The following is an 18,049-nucleotide window of genomic DNA, read 5'->3' on the forward strand; positions in this document are numbered from 1 at the left end:
GTAACCCCCGCGGTGGGTGCGAACCGACACTGACCTGGTGGGTGCGAACCGACACTGACCTGGTGGGTGCGAACCTTGGTTCGCACGCTTCTGCCATGAATTCCATCCACGCATGGCGTGGATCTACTGCCGGCCGCGCCTCACCCGTAGATCCACGCCATGCGTGGATACCGCCACCCACCCATGACCTTCGGCCATGGGGCCACGCACGCGACAGGCCTAGCATCGGTACCTCTACCGTTGCTGGAACCTGCCTGATGAAGACCCGTGCCCTGGTGATGTCCGTGCTGTTCGCGCTGGGCGCCACGCCTGCGCTGGCGCAGACCTCGCCGCCGGGCGATGCCGCCGCGCCCGGCCTGCTGCGCATCGATGTGGACGCGCGCGACCTGGCCCGCCGCATCTTCAAGGTGACCGCCACCGTGCCGGCCAAGCCCGGCCCCATGACCCTGCTGTACCCGCAGTGGATTCCCGGCAACCATTCGCCCACCGGCCCCATCGACAAGCTGGCCGGCCTGCGGGTGACAGCCAACGGCAAGCCGCTGGCCTGGCAGCGCGACCAGTACAACGTCTACGCGTTCAAGGTGGATGTGCCCGAAGGCGTGAGCGAGATCGTGGCCCACTTCGATTTCCTGTCCTCGCAGGGCGGCAGCCAGGGCCGGGTGGTGATGACCCCGGAAATGCTGAACCTGCAATGGAACGCCAATTCGCTGTACCCGGCCGGCGTGGACGCGCGCAACCTGCAGGCGCAGGCCAGCGTGACCCTGCCCAAGGGTTGGGGTTATGCCACCGCACTGGAAACCGCGCGCCGCGACGGCGACACCGTGGTGTTCAAGCCGATTGCCTACGACCACCTGGTTGATTCGCCGCTGTTCGCCGGCGAGCACCACCAGCGCATCGACCTCGACCCGGGTGCCAAGGTGCCGGTGCACCTCAATGTCCTCGCCGACGATGCCAAATCGCTCAAGCCCACCGATGCGCAGATCAAGCTGCATCGCGCGCTGGTGCAGCAGGCCGACAAGCTCTACGGCGCGCGCCATTACGATCACTACGAATTCCTGCTGGCGTTGACCGACCGCCTGGGCGGCATCGGCCTGGAACACCACCGTTCCAGTGAAAACAGCGCGGCCCCCGGCTACTTCACCGAATGGGACAGCAACGCGTGGATGCGCGATCTGCTGCCGCACGAGTACACCCATTCCTGGAACGGCAAGTACCGCCGCGGCGCAGACCTGGCCACCGCCAACTTCAACACGCCCATGGGCGACAGCCTGTTGTGGGTGTACGAAGGCCAGACCCAGTTCTGGGGCCAGGTGCTGGCCGCCCGCTCGGGCCTGTGGTCGGTCGAGCAGGCCCGCGACATGCTGGCCAACGTGGCCGCCACCTATGATCGCGGCCGCCCCGGCCTGGCCTGGCGCCCGCTGCAGGACACCACCAACGATCCCACCATCGCCCAGCGCCGCACGCTGCCGTACCGCAACTACCAGATGAGCGAGGACTATTACTCCGGTGGGCAGATGCTGTGGCTGGAAGTGGACGGCAAGCTGCGCACGCTCAGCGGCAACCGCCGCAGCCTGGACGATTTCGCGCGCGCCTTCTTCGGCGTCGGCAACGGCGACTGGAACGTCAACCCGTACACCTTCGATGACGTGGTGGCGACCTTGAACGGCATTGCGCCGTACGACTGGTCCAGCTTCCTGCGCCAGCGCCTGGATGGCCAGGGCTCGCTCACTGGCGGCCTGGCTCTGGCCGGTTGGAAGCTGGTCTACCGCGATACCCCCAACGAGGCCTACAAGGCGCAGGAAAAGCGCGCCAAGGCCGCGTTGCTGGCGTATTCGCTGGGCGCCACAGTGATGGACACCGGCGTGGTGGGCGATGTGATCTGGGACAGCCCGGCGTTCAATGCAGGGCTGGCACCGGGCATGCGGGTGATTGCCGTGGGCGGGCGCGAATACAGCAGCGAACGCCTGAAGGACGCGGTGGCCGCCGCGGCCAAGGACAAGGCGCCGATCGTGCTGCTGGTGAAGCAGTTCGACCGCATCGACAGCATGACCATCGATTACCACGGTGGCCTGCAGTACCCGGTGCTGGAACGCGTTGCCGGCACGCCAGATCGCCTTGCGGATCTGTGGAAGGCGCGATGAGCTTCGGCCGCCGCGATGGCTTGATCCTGGTGGTGGCCGTGCTGGCCATCATCGGCGCGTTCCTGCAGGGCGAGGGGCGCTGGCTGCATTGGTTTGCCAAGCCGGCCACCACGCTGCTGATCGCCGGCATCGCCTGGCAGGCGCGGCCGGCGGCATCACCGTTCTACCGGCGTGCGGTGCTGGCCGGCATGGTGCTGTCGTGCGTGGGTGATATCGCGCTGATGCTGCCGGTGGATGCCTTCGTGCCGGGCCTGGTCGCGTTCCTGCTGGCGCACCTGTGCTACATCGCAGCGTTCCGCGACGGCGTGCACGCAGGACGCGGATTGGTGGCCGCCGCCGTGCTGCTGGGTGCGTTCGCCATCGGCAATGTGCTGGCGCTGTGGCCGCATCTGCCGGTGCCGTTGCGCATCCCGGTGCTGGCGTATGTGGCGGTGCTGGCTTCGATGGCGGTGCTGGCGTTGGCGCGGCATTGGCAGCGCCCGCGGCTGCCGCTGATGCAGGCCGGAAGCGCGCGCTGGGCGGCAGTCGGTGGTGTGCTGTTCGTGGCCAGCGATTCGCTGCTGGCGTGGGATCGCTTTGGTGGCGGCCTGCCGTTGGCCGGTTTACTGGTGTTGGCAACGTATTACGGCGCGCAGTACGCCATCGCCCGCTCGGTAGCCCAGGCGTAGAGTCGAGCTTGCTCGACTGCAATGAAACCTGCGCCCGAAATGGGCGCCGGCACTTCAACGCTTGGTCGCCACGTCCAGCAGATTCCCGCCGGCATCAAAGTGCAGGCGTACCGTTTCACGGTCGCCGTCCACTTCGTCCGGCCGCCACGACAGGCGCGCGCCCTTGCGGATGATCAGATACACATAGTCGACCTCGCCGGGCTGGCGCATCAACACATTGCGCTGCTCCTGCAGCGCCTGGGCCACGCGGGTCACGGCGGTGAAGTCGATATCCTGCAGCGGTGCGCTGCTGTCCCGCAGCGTATAGGTATGTGCCATACGCTGCGGATTGACCGGGTCGCCTTTGCGCCAGTAGCCGTGCTGGAAGTGGTAGCTGTCCACGTGGCTGGGCACGTCCGGGTCCACCAGTTCCAGATTGATGCGCCCATCGCCATAGACATTGATGCTGCGGAACACGATCAGTGGCTTGCCGGACAGGCCTGGCATGGCCTGCAGTGCGTCGCGCGCCGCCTGCAGGCGCGCGCTGTCCAGCACCAGATTGGATGGCGGTGCAATGGGCTCGGGTTCCGCAGCGGGCGCCGCAAGCGCAGACAGGGGCTCCAGCGCTGCGGCGTCATAGCGCTGGGGCGTCGCCGGCGCATGCATGAGCGCGTAACCGGCCACGGTCTCACGCAGCGTCTGCAGTCCGCCACAGGCTGCCGCGCCGGCAACCAGGGCCAGCACCACCAACGCGAAGATGCCCGGGGTCGACGGCGGGCGGTTCATGCGTCCTCCATGCGCACATTGGCGCGGTCATCCGGGTCGTAGAGCAGCTTCACGTTGTCACGTGGCAGCTGGGCCAGATCGATGAGCGCCACGATGCGGCGCAGCTTGGCGTGCTGCACCACGCCCTCGCGATCGGTGTACTGCAGGCTGAATTCCACCTGCGGTTGTTCGTTGATGTAGGTGCCGGTCTGGCGTACATCCAGCACGCTGGCCTGCACGCCAATGCCACGGAACTTCAGTGCTTCACCGCGCGCATCGGCGTGCAGCATGCGTGCCAGCACGCGCACCACTGCCACATATCCGCACAGCACCAGCGGGCAGACCAGCAGGGGGTGGCCAAAGGACAGGAATGTCCAGCCCATGCCCTCATGCTGTGCACGGTAGGCCAGCACGTAGGCGCCGAACACCAACGCCACACCGATTGCGCCGGCAACGCAACGCCGCCACAGACTGGCTGTGTTGATCTCGGGCTGCGCGCCGTCCAGCACCATGTTCGGAAATACGCCGGGATCACGGCTCAGGCGCGCCGGAAGCACGTTGCCCACCACGAAACGCTGCCGTTGTGGCTGACTGTCGACCACGACCAGCTGTTCGGTAATCGGGGTGCCTGACAGGTTCTGCAGGGCAACTTTCAGCTTCCATTGAGCGAAGCCACGCACATGCACGCCGGTCTGTTCGGCCTCTTCGATGCGCACTTCGCGCGGCTCGCCATCGGTCAGGATGCTGCGCACGCGGAACAGAGCACGCGGCGGCGCCAGCAGCAGATAGTGCAGGTAGGCGTAGAGCACGCCCAGCCAGAGCGAGACGGAAACGCCGAGCAGCAGCAGTGCCAGCCACGGTGCGCTGCGATTGGAGAACGCGACGGGGTAATCGGTGTTGAAGTAGAGAATGCAGGGGAAGGGCAACGCGAAGAACAACAGGAACGCGCCCCAGAACCAGAGTTGGAACTTCATGGGGGTATGCATGATGGAGCAGGGGGCTCAAGGGTACTACGCCCAGTAGAGTCGAGCTTGCTCGACTTCGCAGTGGGTAGAGTCGAGCTTGCTCGACTGCGTTCGCCAACAGCAGTCGAGCAAGCTCGACTCTACAAGAGCCAGTCGAGCAAGCTCGACTCTACAAGAGCCAGTCGAGCAAGCTCGGCTCTACAAACGGCGTGTCAGCGGAACTGCAGGGTGAACAGGAAATACCTGCCCAGCGGGTCATCCAGCCCGGCCACCTGGCCACCGCTGCCGGGCAGGTAGTTCACCGGTTCGGTGTCCAGCACGTTGTGCACGTCCAGCGCGGCCACCAGGCGCGGGCTCAGCCGGCGCGCTACGTGCAGGTTCCAACGCAGCTGCGCCGGGTTCATACAATGCCCTTCGCCACGCTGTTCGTCCGGGCAGGTTTCGCCGGCCAGCCAGGCGCGCATGCGGCCTACGCGGTTGCCGCGCAGGGCGATGTCCCAGTTCGGGTTCTGCCATTGCACGGTCAGTATCGCGGTGCGTTCCGGGGTGGCATGGCCGCGTAGATCCACTGCCGCTTCATGGCTGCGCTCGCGCTTCAATTCCTGTTGCTTCAGCGCATCCAGTGCGAACTGCCATTGCCCGTTGGCACCGCTGTCGATGCGGTACTCACCGCGCAGCACCCAGTTGCGCGAGGTGGTGCGGCCGATGTTGTCGAAGGACAAGCGCAGATCGCGCAGCCGGCCCTGGTCGTCCAGCACCCAGGTATCGCGGTTCCACAGCGCATCACCGGGCTGCAGCGCCAGGATCTCGTTGTGCAGCTCCACGATGTTGTGGGTCAGCGTAAGCGCGAACGCGTCGCTGGGCGTCCAGCTGGCCGCCAGCGAATGGCTGCGTGAGGTCTCGGCCTTCAGTGCATCGTTTTCCACCACGTCCACCTGCACCGCGCAGCCGCCGCCGCGCAGCGTGCGCGCGCAGGGGGGCAGCGTGTCCGAAGCGGGCAGGGCGACCAGGCCGAAATAACCCGGTGGCCGGCGCCGCTCGAACAGGCTGGGCGCGCGGAAGCCGCGGCCGCTGGCCAGCAGGAACGACCAGTGCTCGCTGGGGCTCCAGCGCAGGCCGGCGCGCGGTGAAAACGCAGTCTGCCCGGCATCGCGGTCCACGCGCGCGGCCAGGTCCACGCGCAGGCTGTGCGCCAGCGGCAGCCCCAGTTCGGCATAGGCGGCACTGCTGTTGCGCGACAACCGGCGTTGTTCCATCGGCAGGCCCAGCGCCAGCTCGCCCTTGCCCAGCAGCGGGTCCGGCTGCGAGGTCCAGCGCTCCTGGCGCAGGTCGATGCCGGTGGCCAGCTGCGCCGCACCGCCGGGCAGGGCCATCAGATTGCGCTGTATGCCCCACCAGCCCTGCCATTGTTCGGTACGGCCACGGCTTTGGATGGTCGGGAACAGGTCGTCGGCCAGACCCGGCGGCAACGTGGAAAAGCCCGGCAGGAAATCGAAGTCGCGCGCCGCTTCCAGCAGCTTCTCGCTGCGCACCACGCCATCGGTGGTCAAGCTCACCTCGCTGCGCTGCGCGCTCACGCCGGCTTCCCAGCTGCGGCCCGCCTGCTGGCGGCCCACGCCCACGGTCAGATCACCTTCGCTGGCGCGCACGCGCGGGCGCACGTTGCCGCCTTCCTGCAGCACCACGTTGAGAATGGCCGTGCGGTTGAAGTTCAACGCCACCGCCGTCGGGCCCAGTTCGAAGCGCTGGCGGTTGTAGCTGCCGCGCGCTTCCACATACGCGTAGCGGCCTTCGCCGCGCTCGTGGCGGTAACGCAGGTAGCCGGCCACGGTGTCCGACGCCGGCTGCAGCGAACGTGGGCGCACGCTGTCGAACCAACAGCCCTGGTCGTCTTTCTGTAGCGGCGGGTGGCACTCGGTGGCCGGGTAGTAATCGCCATTGGCCATCAACAGCCCGATCGGATACAGCGAGGTATCGGCATGCCAGTCGCGGCGATCGCCGGCCACGTGCTGCATGCGGTGCAGATCGAGGCCAGCAAACCAGCGGTCGCCATTGCTGCGCACACCGCCGGTGGCGCCCTGCACGCGGTACTGCTGGCCATCGCCGTGGCCACTGGCGCCGGTCTGCAGCATGGCCTCGCTGCCCTCGGCCTGGTCGCGCAGGATGATGTTGACCACGCCGGACATGGCATCGGCGCCGTAGATGGCCGACGCACCCCCGCGCACCAGTTCGATGCGTTCGATGAAGCTCAGTGGCAGGCCGCCCAGATCGGTCAGCGCGCCGTCGGCCAGCGACACCATCGGGTAGCGCGGCAGGCGCCGGCCGTTGACCAGGAACAGGGTGGCGCGCGGGCCCATGCCGTCCAGGCTGGTGGTGGCCGCCGCGCCTACCGGCAGGTACAGCGAATCACCGCCGCGTGCGGTGCTCAGCGGAGTGTGGCCGTTCATGCCGGGCAGGTGGCGCAGCAGATCGAACAGCGTGCCGTAGCCGCTGCGCAGGATGTCGTCGCGGTCGACAACGGTCACCGGCAGCGTGGTCTGCACGGAGGTGCGCGGCAGGCGGCTGCCGGTTACCTGCACCGGCGCCAGTTCCACCTGCGGCGCAGCCGGGGGCGATGGGGGCGGCGCAGGCGTGGGCGCTTTCAGCGGTGGCGGTGGTGGCGCGGCCGCATGCCGGCGCAGCACGTAGCCACCGGCAGGGGTCTGCAGGATGTTCACCGGCATGCCGGCCACCAGCTGCTTCAGCGCCGCGGCAGGGCTCTGCCGGCCCTGCACGCCGGTAGTGCGCAGGTCAGCCAGTTCACGCGCATCGAAGATCAGCGATACGCCGCTGTGCCGTGCCCAGGCCTGCAGTGCCGGCACCAGCGGGCCGGCGCCAATGCGGTACTCGTTGCTGGCGGCCGGTTCGCCGGCGTGCGCCATGCCTGCCTGGCCCGGCACTACGGCCAGGCACAGCAGGGCCAGCAGCAGCCCCGCGCGCAGCGCCTGCGCGGCCGGCATGCGCCGCGGCCTCAGTACACGCGGCGCAGTTCCAGCGCGCCATCCTTGCGCGGCTGGCCAGCGATGGACCACCCCAGCTGCAGGGCGGACAGCAGTTCATGCGCATCCCCTGCGCGGAAGCTGCCGCTGACGGCCAGATCGGCAATGTCCGGGTCGGCAATCACCAGCGGCGTGCTGCCGTAACGGTTCATGCGTTCCACCACCACCGACAGCGGCGTCGCGTCGAACACCAGATCGCCCTGCGGCCAGCCTTCGGCGGCGGCGGTGGTGGACAACTGCGGGCCCGGCTGGATGCGGCCAGAGGCCAGCACCTGCAACTGCTGGCCCGGCGCCAGCGTGTGCTGCGCACTGCCGCTGGTCACTTCCACCGCGCCTTCCAGCAGGGCCACTTCCACGCGGCCATCGTTCAGGCGTTCCACCTGGAAGGTGGTGCCGATATCGCGGATGCTGCTGTTGCCGGCCTGCAGGCGCAGGGCCCGCGACGACGGTGCCACTTCCAGCTGCACGCGGCCCTGGTCCAACTGCAGTTCACGCGTGCGCCAGCCGAAGCGGGCGCTGAGTGCGCTGCCGGCATCGAGCGTGGCCACGCTGCCATCGGCCAGAATCTGCCGCTGCACGGCATGGGTGGTGTTGGCGTACACACGGGTGGACGGATTGCCGTCCGTGTACAGCAACCAGCCGGCCGTTGCGGCCAAGCCGATGCCGGCGGCCACCGCCATCGGCAGCCAGCGGCGGCGAGCGGGGTAGGCCCCGGCCGGAGCGTTGTCGCGCGGTACGCCGCGTGGCGGCTGTTGCAGTACCACGGTCCCTTCCTTGTTCTCGTTGCGAATCATTCGCAGTCTCCATGGTGGTGGAGAGGATTGCGGCCCAGCTCCTTGCGTAGCCCGCGCAACGCACGGGCACAGTGCGGATTCTGCCTGAGCGCGCGATGCGGTTGAAGTGCCTGGGGTCATGCCGTACTGGGCGATGCTGCGGCGTGAGCGCCGGCGCGCTATGGTCGGGGCAGGATTCCCACGCAGGCCCGCCCATGCAGATCGCCGTATTCAGCGCCCGCCCCTACGATCGCCGCTTCCTGGACGAGGCCAGCGCGCAGAAGGGCGCGGGGCAGGGCCATGCACTGGTCTACTTCGATGCCGCGCTGGACCTTCACACCGCGCCGCTGGCGCAGGGCTGCGCGGCGGTCTGCGTGTTCGTGAACGACCGGCTGGATGCGCCGGTGCTGCAGGCCCTGCACGCCGGCGGCGTGCGCGCGGTACTGCTGCGCTGCGCCGGCTTCAACAACGTGGACGTGGCCGAAGCGCAGCGGCTGGGCCTGTTCGTGGCGCGGGTGCCGGCCTATTCGCCCGAAGCGGTGGCCGAGCACGCGCTGGCACTGGTCATGACCCTGAACCGGCATACCCACCGTGCCTACAACCGCGTGCGCGAAGGCAACTTCATGCTGGACGGCCTGCTGGGCCGCACCCTGCATGGCCGCACCGTGGGCATCGTCGGCACCGGCAAGATCGGCCTGGCCACCGCCCGCATTTTCCGCGGCATGGGCTGCACGGTGCTGGGGCACGACCCGTATCCTTCCGCAGCGTTCGCCGACGTGGGCGACAGCGTGGCGCTGGATGAGCTGCTGGCGCGCGCCGATATCGTGTCGCTGCATTGCCCGCTGACGCCGGACACCCACCACCTGATCAACGATGCCTCGCTGGCGCGCATGAAGCCCGGCGCGATGCTGGTGAACACCTCGCGCGGGGCCCTGGTGGACACCCACGCGGTGATCCGCGCGCTGAAGTCGCGGCGGCTGGGGCAACTGGCCATCGACGTGTACGAACAGGAAAGCGCGCTGTTCTTCCAGGACCTGTCCGGCGAGATCATCGACGACGAAGCCTTCCAGCGCCTGATGACCTTCCCCAACGTGCTGGTGACCGGCCACCAGGGCTTCTTCACCGTAGAGGCGCTGCAGGAGATCTCGGCGATCACGATGGGCAACCTGGCCGATTTCGCGGCGGGGCGGGACTGCGCCAATGCGGTGGAGACTGGCTGATGGAGAAGCGCGACAGATTCCGATGTAATGAGTACGATCAAGGGCGCCAAGCAGACCGCCGACGATTCCTGCACCTGCGAGTAATCCATGTTCAGAGCCAAGATGAAGTGGGTCAATCTGGTGGTGGTGCTGCTGATCATCATTCTCGCGGTCCGCTACCTGTGGAACCGGGCCACCCGCGGCCAGCTGGGGGGCATGCACGACGTTGCCCTGACTGGATTCGTGTTCTTCTGCCTGTTCTTTGTTTTCCTGACCGTGCAGTCGATCCGTCGTGGCAGAGGGGGGCGGGGGGAGCACCAGCAGGGCGGCTTCGATTGACCTGCTGACCTCCAGCCTCTACAATTATCTGCTAGGCCGGAATAGCTCAGTTGGTAGAGCGGCGCATTCGTAATGCGTAGGTCGCAGGTTCGACTCCTGTTTCCGGCACCAGTTGTAAAGAAAAGCCCCGGCCCAGGCCGGGGCTTTTTGTTTGGGCCGGCACCGCCGGGCCACGCCCGGCGGAATGCAGGTTCACCAGTAGTGCCAGCCCACGGCTGGCAGCGCCGGATTCCCACCACCGGCCCGCGGCCGGCGTGACACGCAATCAGGTCGTCCTCGCCTCCGTCGGGTAAGCGCAGACTTGGGGAGGCCATGTCATCTCGACGGGAGAGTGGCGCCACCGCAAACTGCGGTTATGGTGGTTGAGCCAGAACCCGTCAAACGAACATTTTCCCAAGCGGCAAGATGGCGGCTGGCAAGTTGATCTGACCCGGCGATTCTTCAATGCGAACGCAGCGGGACAAAAACTGCACATGCCAGCATCGAGCGAAAAATGACTAAAGCGAGACTGCGGGGGCTGGACACGGCTGATTGGGATTCTGCGCTCAAGACCCATCAGGAATCCGGCCTGTTTGGTTGTTACTTTCAAGCTTCCATTGGGCCGGATGATAGCCACGGGCGGACCTGTTTGGCTTCACCGCATGCAACCGGGAGTGGCTCGAACGCATGGAGGATGAGGGTAAGTTCATTCCAAAGCCTGTCATCGTAGATGACGTCAGCTTTGAAGCGGTTGAGCGCGCGGTCCAGCTCGTGTGTGCGGCTGTGCCTGATGGAACTTGGGCAGAAATGGCCAGCACGTTGGCTGGAATGATGGACTGGGAGTTTGAAGGCTATGTGCCCTGGATTGGTGAGGAGTAGAGGTGGCGAATGACAGCGGGCCGAAATTACGCAATGAAAGGTGGATAAATCAGCGGTTCGAGCACACCCCGCATCATGGCCTCAGGACGATGAAGAACATTCTTAATGTCACGGTGTTGTGCCTGACAATCACGGCATGTGCTGGTTCGTTTCGGCGTGCGGAGCCTCTGGACTTCAGTCTCTCGGTGACTGACAGTGTCGCAGAGAGGCGATACGACGTTGTCCTGACCTCTGCAGCGGCCGTGCCGTTGTGCCTTTCCACGGAGGGCTGGCCTGGCCCGGATGGGACCTTCCCGACGGGGTACGACGGGGCCATCCTGACCACGAGCGTAGGCCCTATCCATCCAAAAGCTGTCTTGACAGCATTCTGTCCGGACGGATGCGGTGAGGTCCGTCTGGAGCCAGGCCAGACACTGCGCGGCAACATTGCTTACGCGGCGTTTGGCAATGCCGACGACATAGCAGAAGATCCAGCGCGCTCCCTATCATTCACTGTGTATCCGTACTATTGCCGGCGGTCCACCAGGTTCCATATGGGTGGCAGGCCTCGACGGCCCGTTACAGGGCCAACTGCGGTAGGTTTCAGCGAAAGAGGGGCTTACGCCACAGATGCTTCCACCGCCGAAGGCGTGGTTGGCAGGGTTTCCAAAGAGGTGCAGACGCTCGGTGTCGAGGAATCTGTTGGCGTGGGGGAGTGGCAGCATTGGCGGCTGCCGTCGTTCAGAGTTCGCAGGGACTATTAGATGTCCGAGACTAGAGTATTCGTCGATTTCAACAACAAGGACCCTGATGGGTTCCTGAGGCTCAATCTTGTTGGAACGACTGAGGACCTTGGTAGAGATCATCGCGTTCTCGAACAGGGCATGCTCCTGACAGGATCAGACGGTGATCTCTCCGCTCGATTCATCGTTGTCGCGCCGGGCGTAGAAGGCATACTGCGGGGAAGGATCATTGATGGTCCTTGGGAGCAGGGGCAGGACTAGCCGCCCTCTTCTTGTCGACTGCACCCTTCAGATGCGGAGCACAGGTTTGGGATGGGGAATTGGAATGGATGTTCGAGTTGCTGGCCTGGTCTTCATGATGCTGTCGGACTGTTCGTCCAAATTGGACGAGCCCGTTGTCGCCGCAGATGCCCTGAATTCAGAGGCCTGTCAGCTTCCTGCGGGACCGCCGCTGAAAATAGAGATTCGGGACGCCATAGCGAATCCCGCAGCCTTTGATGGAAGGCTCGTTTCGTTGGATGGATGCTACTGCACCGGCTTCGAGATGAGCGCTCTGTACAAAACGCCTGATTGCGAGATCAGACCGGAGTCAGGGCTATGGCTGGGAGGGACGTCGCCGTTCTATGCATCGAAGGGATGACGGGTGATCGTCACCGGGATATTCGATTCCCGACTGCAGGGGCATCTGGAGAAGTGGCCCGCGGGGATCTGTACCGCCAAGCTCGTGGAGCCGCACCAACAGGCGCGTTCGAGTTCAACTTCTAACCAGTAGTGCCAGCCCATGGCTGGCAACCCAAGGCAATTGCGCTGTTCCGTTCGCGAGCAGCTCGTCTACGAGCTCCCGAGTTCCTTGAGCAACCTTCATATGGCATGGCGCATGGCACATTTCTATCACTCCGCTCTGCCGATCCCCATCTCCTTGCGGCAGTATTCGATGGTCGTGCCCCTGGACAGCCTGGAACCCGAACGATGACTGCCAAAGAACAGGTCGAGAGAATGCTCGGCGAACTGCTGCAGTTTGCGAGTAGGATGCTGGTCGAGCACGGAGAGTTTCACCCATTTGGCTGTTACCTTGCTTCCAATGGCGATGTGGTCAGCATGGGTGTCGAGATGGATCGTGGAGGCGCCGAAGATCGCATCACGCTGCTTCATCTGGCGTTGCTGGATCGGACGGAAAGCGCGATTGCGTGCGGTGTCGCTTCCAACGTATGGATACCGCAGGATGGTGATGTCGGGTTCGATGCAGTCAAAGTGTTCTTGGAGCACCAGAATGGCTATTGTGCGGAAGTGTTCTGCCCGTACGACCTTTCCAAGAGTGAGCCACTGCTTGTCGCGGAGATGTTTGCTCAGTGCGGCCAAGCGTTGTTTTTCTCCTGCTCGCCTGCCGACGACAAAAGCTGAGCTTGGCCACAGCCTCGTTGCTGCAGCCGTTCAGTTGTCGAGTCGTTGTCCCGAATCCCGCACGCGAATCGACCATTGAGAGCGTCAACGTTCCGGAGGATGAAGTCAGTACCCATGAAACCCTACACCACGATCAAAGTGCTCCCTGAGGGTGTGCGCTATCTTCCGATGCAACTGGTGGGGGCGGGGCCGGCGGAACTCAGTGGACTGCTGCACGGGCGTCAGCTCCTCGCGTGCTGGATTCCTGTGTCGCAGACCGCGGGTGTAGCGTGGCTTGTGATCTTGAAGTTCGACCATGACGTGCGGATCGAACTGACATGCTCCAGTACGTCCATCGAGTCGTGGGAGGAGTTTGGGACTGTCAACGTCGAAGTGATAGAAGGTCGTGTCGCTGAGCCAAGTTGCGAACATGTAATGTTGGAGCTTCCTGACAAGCTCTATGTTGCACGCACCGAGATCGTTCGCTGGCTGGGCGCTGGACTGATCGTTGATGCTGGAATCCGCCTGCACTTTTCGGATGGTCGTATGCTTTCGGCTGTCGCGGTGGATATCCCGGGGCGATGTGCTTGACCCTTCCTGGGCACACAGAGCCGCAATCGTGGCAGTTCCCGGCGAACCAGTACGCCTGCGTGGCAGTTGATGAAGCGGCATGACTGGAGCTGCGTGTGGGACACAGCGCTGCAGTAACCACTAATTGATCGGGTCTCAACGCAGTCCTTCCGGAATGATGCTATGAGCAGTGAACGCACCTCTGATGAGGCTGTGCGCCAGTTGATCGATAGGCTTGATGTGCTGCTCGAAGTCGCTGGATTGGAGAACAGTGATAGCGCTCGCGCGAAGCTTGCCATCGCACTGTGCGGTCGGCTTGGCGGTCGTCTTGATGGCGAGCGATTGGCTGCGGTAAACGCGGCGCGAGACTTCTGGTTGATGGGGCGGGCCGCCGAGTACAACAAATGGCTCCATGTGTTCTGGTCCAGCAGAGGGGAGCGGCAGCTTTCGGATCCAATTGATCGGTTGGTCTGGTGTGCGCTGGCCCGTCCGGGCGGACTTGACGGGTATGCAGCGGAGTACTTGATCCTCGAAGCTTGCGACGCTGGCATCGGGCTGGATGAGATCTCCGAGGCATTGGCCGAAGTCGTGCCTGGTTACATCGCCGGTTGAGGGTCAAGCGTCAGGTCACAAGCCAATTTCGTGCACTTCACCCAGTCGTTGGAGGCATCCGCCCCGCAGCCGGGCGCGCAGGAGCTACGGGTGTCGATGCTGCGGTGGCTGACGGAAACACCCGATTACAGCGTGACCCTCTGCCAGGTCATGAACCTGCCTGACTAGGATTAGCTCGTTATCGCAAGCTACAGTCTGACAAATAGGACAGGGGCGGTGGGTGTTACCGTCGATGTGGCTCAATCAAAAGTTGAGGGAAAGAAGTGAATCCAGCTATTCGAATTTTTCTCGGAGCACAGCTTGGGGCGGCTCTAATACTGGGTGCGCTTTACTACATATCTGTGAAGGTGGAAAAATCCCACGCGTTGAGTTGGTATGTGATGGTGTGGTTTGTATACACGCTCGTATTTGGAATGTTCTCTGTGGTTGAGTACATGAGGCAGAAGCGTCGGTAGCTCTTTCCTGAGGTTTTTCCCGCTTTGGGCGAAGTCGCGCGCGCCCCTCCAAATGATCTCTTTGTGGGCGGAGCAGAGAATGATAGATGCGCCAACGCATTCCGTGAGTCGCATTGATCTTGTCAATCGATCCAGCTGCGATCTTGGAAGAAATCTTCTATCTGAGTAGGTAAGCTTCTGGTAACGATATGTTGCGAGTACAGGGACCGTAAACCATGGCATCAGTAAGCACACTGCGCCGTTTCACCGCCTTTTCCATCATGGGCATCGCTACGGCGCTTTCCGTCCCCGCATCGGCCGCACAACCCGATTCCCCTGCGCCGCAGGCCACCCCCGCGCAACCCATTAACGCCACCAATTTCGTAGGCCTCACCCAGTCGCTGGAAGCATCCCCCCAGCAGCCGGGCGCGCAGGAACTGCGGGTGTCGATGCTGCGTTGGCTGGCGGAAACGCCGGATTACATGGTGACCCTCTGCCAGGTCATGAACCTGCCTGACCAGGATGAGGCAGCCAAAAATATCGGTCTGGATCTGCTGATGCAGCAGAGTTTCGGCAATCTGGCCTTCCAGATAGACCAGCGCGAAAGCAGCGATCAACTCAGCCGACAGGTGGCCGGTGTGGAGAGCGCGCTGCGCGCCTACGCGGCCTTCATTGCAGCCGATCCTGCGCTGCGCATTGCGGCCATGGATACGTTGGCCGCGCAGCAGAAGGCCGGCACGCTTCGCGCGCATCTAGCGCCTGTGGTGAAGGCGGAATGCGGTGCCAGCGACAACACGGTCATGCTCAACCCGGAAACGGCAGGGCAGGCTGCGCCGTCGCCGTTCCTGGGCGGTTTCCTGCGCGCGACCAGCGTGGTTTACCCCCTGCAGGTGGGCCAGTGGAAGGCGTTGGGCGAGCGCCGCTACGACGATGTCGCGGGTGGTGCGTCGGTGCGCTTCCAGCAGGCCGGCAACGAGGACGGCTGGATCGATGTGTACTTCTACCCGGTGGGCGTGCTGGATCAGGAACAGCGGGCCGGTCTGCTGGAAGGTGAGCGCAAAGGTTTGCTGGAGGCGCGCAGCGCAGCGCTGGCGGGGCGCGATGATATGTCGCGCGTGCAGACGGTGACATTGAAGGTCGCACCGGTGCAGCCGGACGCGGCCAACAGCATCGAGGCCAGCGTGCTGGATTTCGGCTTCGTCCGCGATGGCAAGGAGTACAGCTCGGTAATGCTGCTCGCCATCGACCGCTTGTATGCCATCAAGCTGCGCTACAGCGTGCCGACCGCCACGGCCAGCCGCAACGCGGCGCGCGGTGAGGTTGAAACCTTCGCTGCGGCCTTGCTGCCGCAACTGGATATCAGTAATTCCGGTGGCTGTGGCAGTGTTCCCGTTACCGCACGTGATCGACTGCGCCTGGGCTGCACCGGCACCGACCCGGTACTGCCGGTGGTGGGCGAGGGGCAGCGGGAAATGCGCTTCGAGTACGCACCGCCACGCTAAGCCAAGGCGATACGCGCGCAGCTGGCCACAGGCATCAGGAATGTTCCGATGGATTCACAGACCCAGCGTTTCCTCGCCTATCTGCTTTCAAGCGGCGCAGTCGGCAGCACCCCTGTCGAGCACGCGTGGCACCTGCAGCAGTACTACAGCGGCCAGCTGCGCGTGCCGCAGCCCATCGAGGCCGACCTCGACGCGTGGCTGGGCCGTGCCGACCCCGCGGCGTTGCTGTGCGCGGCACAGTGGTTGGTGCAGGGGTATGCACTGGCCGATTCGTTTCCGTCGCTGCATCTGGCGTGGGTGAAGCGGTTGCTGGATGAAGGTCGGCTGCAACCGCAGCAGGCGATTCCCTTGCTGGCACTGCAGCCGGCACATCACACGCTTGATGAGCAGGGCCAGGAGATTGCATGGCTGGCGCTGCATGCCGTCGAAGAAGGGCGCGAGGCCGAAGAGCAGCAGCTGCTGCTTTCCCTGCTCGCCACCTATCCTCACCCGCCGGCGCCATGCCGCACGAACTGACCGCGCTGGCGCATGGCCCGCCACCATTCATGTTCCAGCTCCCACAGATCCGGCACCTGCTCGCGCGAATTTTCGAACACGATAATCACCATGCGCTTGGGCGAGTTATCGACCAGTAATACCGGTGTATCCGCAGCATAGAGTTCGAAATGCCTCGCGCCGCGCGAGGCCGGGCTGACGCGCAGCCCGTCGGCACTGCGTTCCTGCGCAAACTGCGCGGCTTCCTGCCACATCTGCAGGAAGTTCGGCACGGTCTGTTTGCTGTAGCTGTTTACGCTGAGTGCGGGTTCCGGCAGATACAGATGGCCGGCAAGCAGGCCTAGCAGCATCACGACGGCTGTCGGAATGGAGGCCGCCGCGCCCCTGGCTACGGTTGCACCTGCAGGCAGCTGGCCGCGTGCGCGGTCAAGGCAATGCAGGCCAGCATCAACCCTTCCATGCTGCGGTCGCCCAGGGTGTCCTCGGGCTGGGCGGCCTGGCGGGTGCGCTCGGCGGCCAGCAGCATCTGCTGCACGGTGGCCAGGCCGGCCAGGGCGCAATCGCAGTCGGCCAGTTGCAGGCGCCGGCCGGGCGGCAGGGTGCGTTCGGGCCAGGGCTGGCCATTGGCGGCCGCACCGGCCTGGATGCGCCGCAGCGTGGGAATGAAGCTGCTGGGGTCGATGCCGGGTTCGCCAGCGGGCGCCGCGCGGCGGGCGTTCAGATCAGGAAATTCCGATGCGTTCATGGCAGATGCTCCGTGCAAAACACAAAGCGCCACCGTAGGGGTGGCGGACGGTGCGTGGCGGCAAAAACCGGTAGTTACTGGAACCCGGTGGGTGCATGCGAACACGCACCCCCACGCACCGCCCGCCAAAGAACGCGAACGGATTGCCAGCCGGCGCCACGCAGAGGTGGCGCCGGCTGACAAGCGTAAACAACCCAGTAACATTCGGGCTTTGCCGACCCGGCCACTCGTTTTCAGTGGCATGCCATGGTGTGCACACCCCGCGAGCCGCTGCCAAGGGCAGATCCCGTCAATGCAGGGGTGCTTTACGCTTCGGCGGCATTTTGGCACGCCGGCCCGCAGCCCGAAACGCCCGCCCGGCAAGGCCGGGGGCCATCAGGCCCGGTTCAAAAGGCCAGCGCAGCCCGCATCGAACAGGTCAGCCCGCCCGGCGAACCCAAAGCCCCAACCCAAGGCGATCACGACAAAACGGTGCCAGTTGCCGCAGATACCCGCCCGCGGCCCCGGCCAGTGCGCCGCAGGCCAACCGTCCCGCGACCCGCAGCCCGCGCCCGGCGTGCAGGCGAAGCCAGGGCAGGGTGGCCAGCAGTTGCGCGCCCAGCAGCAGCGCCAGCACGTCCAGCCCCAGCACATCGATCAGCCCCAGCAGCGGCGCCAGTTCCGGGTTGCAGGCCAGCAGCACCACCAGGGCGGCGCCCAGCAGGGCAAGCGTGCGGCGCACGGTGGGTGTGCTGAGCCAGCGGAGCAGGGCAGTCATCAGGCATCCTTGCGGAGAGGGGGCGTGTGTTACGCAGTCTTGGTGCGGCAGCAGCCCACTTCAAGTACGCTGAACAGGTTCAGCCTACTTTGCCGAATCCGGTCCCC

General features: G+C 64.8%; 17 protein-coding genes and 1 tRNA gene. 11 read left to right on the forward strand and 7 right to left on the reverse strand.

Annotation, left to right across the window (positions count from 1 at the left end; genetic code table 11):
* Positions 1 to 257: 257 nt before the first annotated feature.
* Positions 258 to 2,141 (forward strand): M61 family metallopeptidase, encoded by a 1,884-nt coding sequence (locus C1932_RS05865; RefSeq protein WP_108761513.1) that lies wholly within the window; start codon positions 258 to 260, stop codon positions 2,139 to 2,141.
* On the forward strand, positions 2,138 to 2,809 hold the full coding sequence (locus C1932_RS05870; RefSeq protein ID WP_108761514.1) for a lysoplasmalogenase: 672 nt from the start codon (positions 2,138 to 2,140) through the stop codon (positions 2,807 to 2,809). The genes C1932_RS05865 and C1932_RS05870 overlap by 4 nt, the downstream gene beginning before the upstream one ends.
* A 54-nt stretch (positions 2,810 to 2,863) precedes the next feature.
* Here the strand turns inward: C1932_RS05870 and C1932_RS05875 are convergent, their stop codons facing one another.
* The 4 genes from C1932_RS05875 to C1932_RS05890 all read right to left on the reverse strand — a co-directional run bounded on the left by C1932_RS05875 (position 2,864) and on the right by C1932_RS05890 (position 8,350).
* A complete protein-coding gene (locus C1932_RS05875; protein ID WP_108761515.1) occupies positions 2,864 to 3,574 on the reverse strand; it encodes a hypothetical protein in 711 nt (236 codons plus the stop codon).
* Complete coding sequence (locus C1932_RS05880; protein WP_108761516.1) at positions 3,571 to 4,527, reverse strand: hypothetical protein; 957 nt, start codon at positions 4,525 to 4,527, stop codon at positions 3,571 to 3,573. The genes C1932_RS05875 and C1932_RS05880 overlap by 4 nt, the downstream gene beginning before the upstream one ends.
* 203 nt (positions 4,528 to 4,730) lie before the next feature.
* A complete protein-coding gene (locus tag C1932_RS05885) occupies positions 4,731 to 7,517 on the reverse strand; it encodes a TonB-dependent receptor (protein ID WP_108761517.1) in 2,787 nt (928 codons plus the stop codon).
* Between the two features lie 11 nt (positions 7,518 to 7,528).
* Positions 7,529 to 8,350 (reverse strand): FecR domain-containing protein, encoded by an 822-nt coding sequence (locus C1932_RS05890; RefSeq protein ID WP_234412310.1) that lies wholly within the window; start codon positions 8,348 to 8,350, stop codon positions 7,529 to 7,531.
* A gap of 194 nt (positions 8,351 to 8,544) precedes the next feature.
* On the opposite strand from C1932_RS05890, the gene C1932_RS05895 reads away from it, so the two are divergent.
* The 9 genes from C1932_RS05895 to C1932_RS05940 all read left to right on the forward strand — a co-directional run bounded on the left by C1932_RS05895 (position 8,545) and on the right by C1932_RS05940 (position 16,461).
* A complete protein-coding gene (locus tag C1932_RS05895) occupies positions 8,545 to 9,549 on the forward strand; it encodes a 2-hydroxyacid dehydrogenase (protein WP_108761519.1) in 1,005 nt (334 codons plus the stop codon).
* 87 nt (positions 9,550 to 9,636) lie between these two features.
* Positions 9,637 to 9,867, forward strand: a complete 231-nt coding sequence (locus C1932_RS05900) for a hypothetical protein (protein WP_108761520.1) — start codon at positions 9,637 to 9,639, stop codon at positions 9,865 to 9,867.
* A gap of 35 nt (positions 9,868 to 9,902) precedes the next feature.
* A tRNA-Thr gene (locus tag C1932_RS05905) sits at positions 9,903 to 9,978 on the forward strand.
* 513 nt (positions 9,979 to 10,491) lie between these two features.
* A complete protein-coding gene (locus C1932_RS05910) occupies positions 10,492 to 10,725 on the forward strand; it encodes an Imm8 family immunity protein (RefSeq protein WP_108761521.1) in 234 nt (77 codons plus the stop codon).
* 1,691 nt (positions 10,726 to 12,416) lie between these two features.
* Entirely contained in the window at positions 12,417 to 12,848 is a 432-nt protein-coding gene (locus tag C1932_RS05920; protein ID WP_108761523.1) for a hypothetical protein, read from the forward strand.
* A gap of 114 nt (positions 12,849 to 12,962) precedes the next feature.
* Positions 12,963 to 13,418, forward strand: a complete 456-nt coding sequence (locus C1932_RS05925) for a hypothetical protein (protein WP_159094501.1) — start codon at positions 12,963 to 12,965, stop codon at positions 13,416 to 13,418.
* A 162-nt stretch (positions 13,419 to 13,580) separates the two neighbouring features.
* Positions 13,581 to 14,009 carry a hypothetical protein gene (locus C1932_RS05930; protein ID WP_108761525.1) on the forward strand — a complete coding sequence of 143 codons (429 nt, stop codon included), beginning with the start codon at positions 13,581 to 13,583 and terminating at the stop codon, positions 14,007 to 14,009.
* 670 nt (positions 14,010 to 14,679) lie between these two features.
* Complete coding sequence (locus C1932_RS05935) at positions 14,680 to 15,945, forward strand: hypothetical protein (RefSeq protein WP_159094502.1); 1,266 nt, start codon at positions 14,680 to 14,682, stop codon at positions 15,943 to 15,945.
* Between the two features lie 48 nt (positions 15,946 to 15,993).
* On the forward strand, positions 15,994 to 16,461 hold the full coding sequence (locus C1932_RS05940; protein WP_108761527.1) for a hypothetical protein: 468 nt from the start codon (positions 15,994 to 15,996) through the stop codon (positions 16,459 to 16,461).
* On the opposite strand, the gene C1932_RS05945 is transcribed toward C1932_RS05940, so the two are convergent.
* The 3 genes from C1932_RS05945 to C1932_RS05955 all read right to left on the reverse strand — a co-directional run bounded on the left by C1932_RS05945 (position 16,431) and on the right by C1932_RS05955 (position 17,942).
* The gene (locus C1932_RS05945; RefSeq protein WP_108761528.1) at positions 16,431 to 16,790 is read right to left on the reverse strand and encodes a hypothetical protein; all 360 of its coding nucleotides are present in this window, start codon (positions 16,788 to 16,790) and stop codon (positions 16,431 to 16,433) included. The genes C1932_RS05940 and C1932_RS05945 overlap by 31 nt on opposite strands.
* Before the next feature lie 38 nt (positions 16,791 to 16,828).
* Positions 16,829 to 17,185 (reverse strand): hypothetical protein, encoded by a 357-nt coding sequence (locus C1932_RS05950; protein ID WP_108761529.1) that lies wholly within the window; start codon positions 17,183 to 17,185, stop codon positions 16,829 to 16,831.
* Positions 17,186 to 17,603: 418 nt separating this feature from the next.
* Complete coding sequence (locus tag C1932_RS05955; protein WP_108761530.1) at positions 17,604 to 17,942, reverse strand: hypothetical protein; 339 nt, start codon at positions 17,940 to 17,942, stop codon at positions 17,604 to 17,606.
* Positions 17,943 to 18,049: the final 107 nt, after the last annotated feature.

The sequence above is a fragment of the Stenotrophomonas sp. YAU14D1_LEIMI4_1 genome (assembly GCF_003086815.1).
In the GTDB taxonomy this organism is placed as follows: domain Bacteria; phylum Pseudomonadota; class Gammaproteobacteria; order Xanthomonadales; family Xanthomonadaceae; genus Stenotrophomonas.

Excerpts from the sequence above, each read along its gene's own strand:
- C1932_RS05945 (WP_108761528.1), bottom strand. The coding sequence starts at position 16,790 with ATGCTGCTAGGCCTGCTTGCCGGCCATCTGTATCTGCCGGAACCCGCA.
- C1932_RS05870 (WP_108761514.1), top strand. The coding sequence starts at position 2,138 with ATGAGCTTCGGCCGCCGCGATGGCTTGATCCTGGTGGTGGCCGTGCTG.
- C1932_RS05865 (WP_108761513.1), top strand. The coding sequence starts at position 258 with ATGAAGACCCGTGCCCTGGTGATGTCCGTGCTGTTCGCGCTGGGCGCC.
- C1932_RS05895 (WP_108761519.1), top strand. The coding sequence starts at position 8,545 with ATGCAGATCGCCGTATTCAGCGCCCGCCCCTACGATCGCCGCTTCCTG.
- C1932_RS05925 (WP_159094501.1), top strand. The coding sequence starts at position 12,963 with ATGAAACCCTACACCACGATCAAAGTGCTCCCTGAGGGTGTGCGCTAT.
- C1932_RS05875 (WP_108761515.1), bottom strand. The coding sequence starts at position 3,574 with ATGAACCGCCCGCCGTCGACCCCGGGCATCTTCGCGTTGGTGGTGCTG.
- C1932_RS05900 (WP_108761520.1), top strand. The coding sequence starts at position 9,637 with ATGTTCAGAGCCAAGATGAAGTGGGTCAATCTGGTGGTGGTGCTGCTG.
- C1932_RS05890 (WP_234412310.1), bottom strand. The coding sequence starts at position 8,350 with ATGATTCGCAACGAGAACAAGGAAGGGACCGTGGTACTGCAACAGCCG.
- C1932_RS05920 (WP_108761523.1), top strand. The coding sequence starts at position 12,417 with ATGACTGCCAAAGAACAGGTCGAGAGAATGCTCGGCGAACTGCTGCAG.
- C1932_RS05950 (WP_108761529.1), bottom strand. The coding sequence starts at position 17,185 with ATGAACGCATCGGAATTTCCTGATCTGAACGCCCGCCGCGCGGCGCCC.
- C1932_RS05940 (WP_108761527.1), top strand. The coding sequence starts at position 15,994 with ATGGATTCACAGACCCAGCGTTTCCTCGCCTATCTGCTTTCAAGCGGC.
- C1932_RS05935 (WP_159094502.1), top strand. The coding sequence starts at position 14,680 with ATGGCATCAGTAAGCACACTGCGCCGTTTCACCGCCTTTTCCATCATG.
- C1932_RS05955 (WP_108761530.1), bottom strand. The coding sequence starts at position 17,942 with ATGACTGCCCTGCTCCGCTGGCTCAGCACACCCACCGTGCGCCGCACG.
- C1932_RS05930 (WP_108761525.1), top strand. The coding sequence starts at position 13,581 with ATGAGCAGTGAACGCACCTCTGATGAGGCTGTGCGCCAGTTGATCGAT.
- C1932_RS05880 (WP_108761516.1), bottom strand. The coding sequence starts at position 4,527 with ATGAAGTTCCAACTCTGGTTCTGGGGCGCGTTCCTGTTGTTCTTCGCG.
- C1932_RS05885 (WP_108761517.1), bottom strand. The coding sequence starts at position 7,517 with ATGCCGGCCGCGCAGGCGCTGCGCGCGGGGCTGCTGCTGGCCCTGCTG.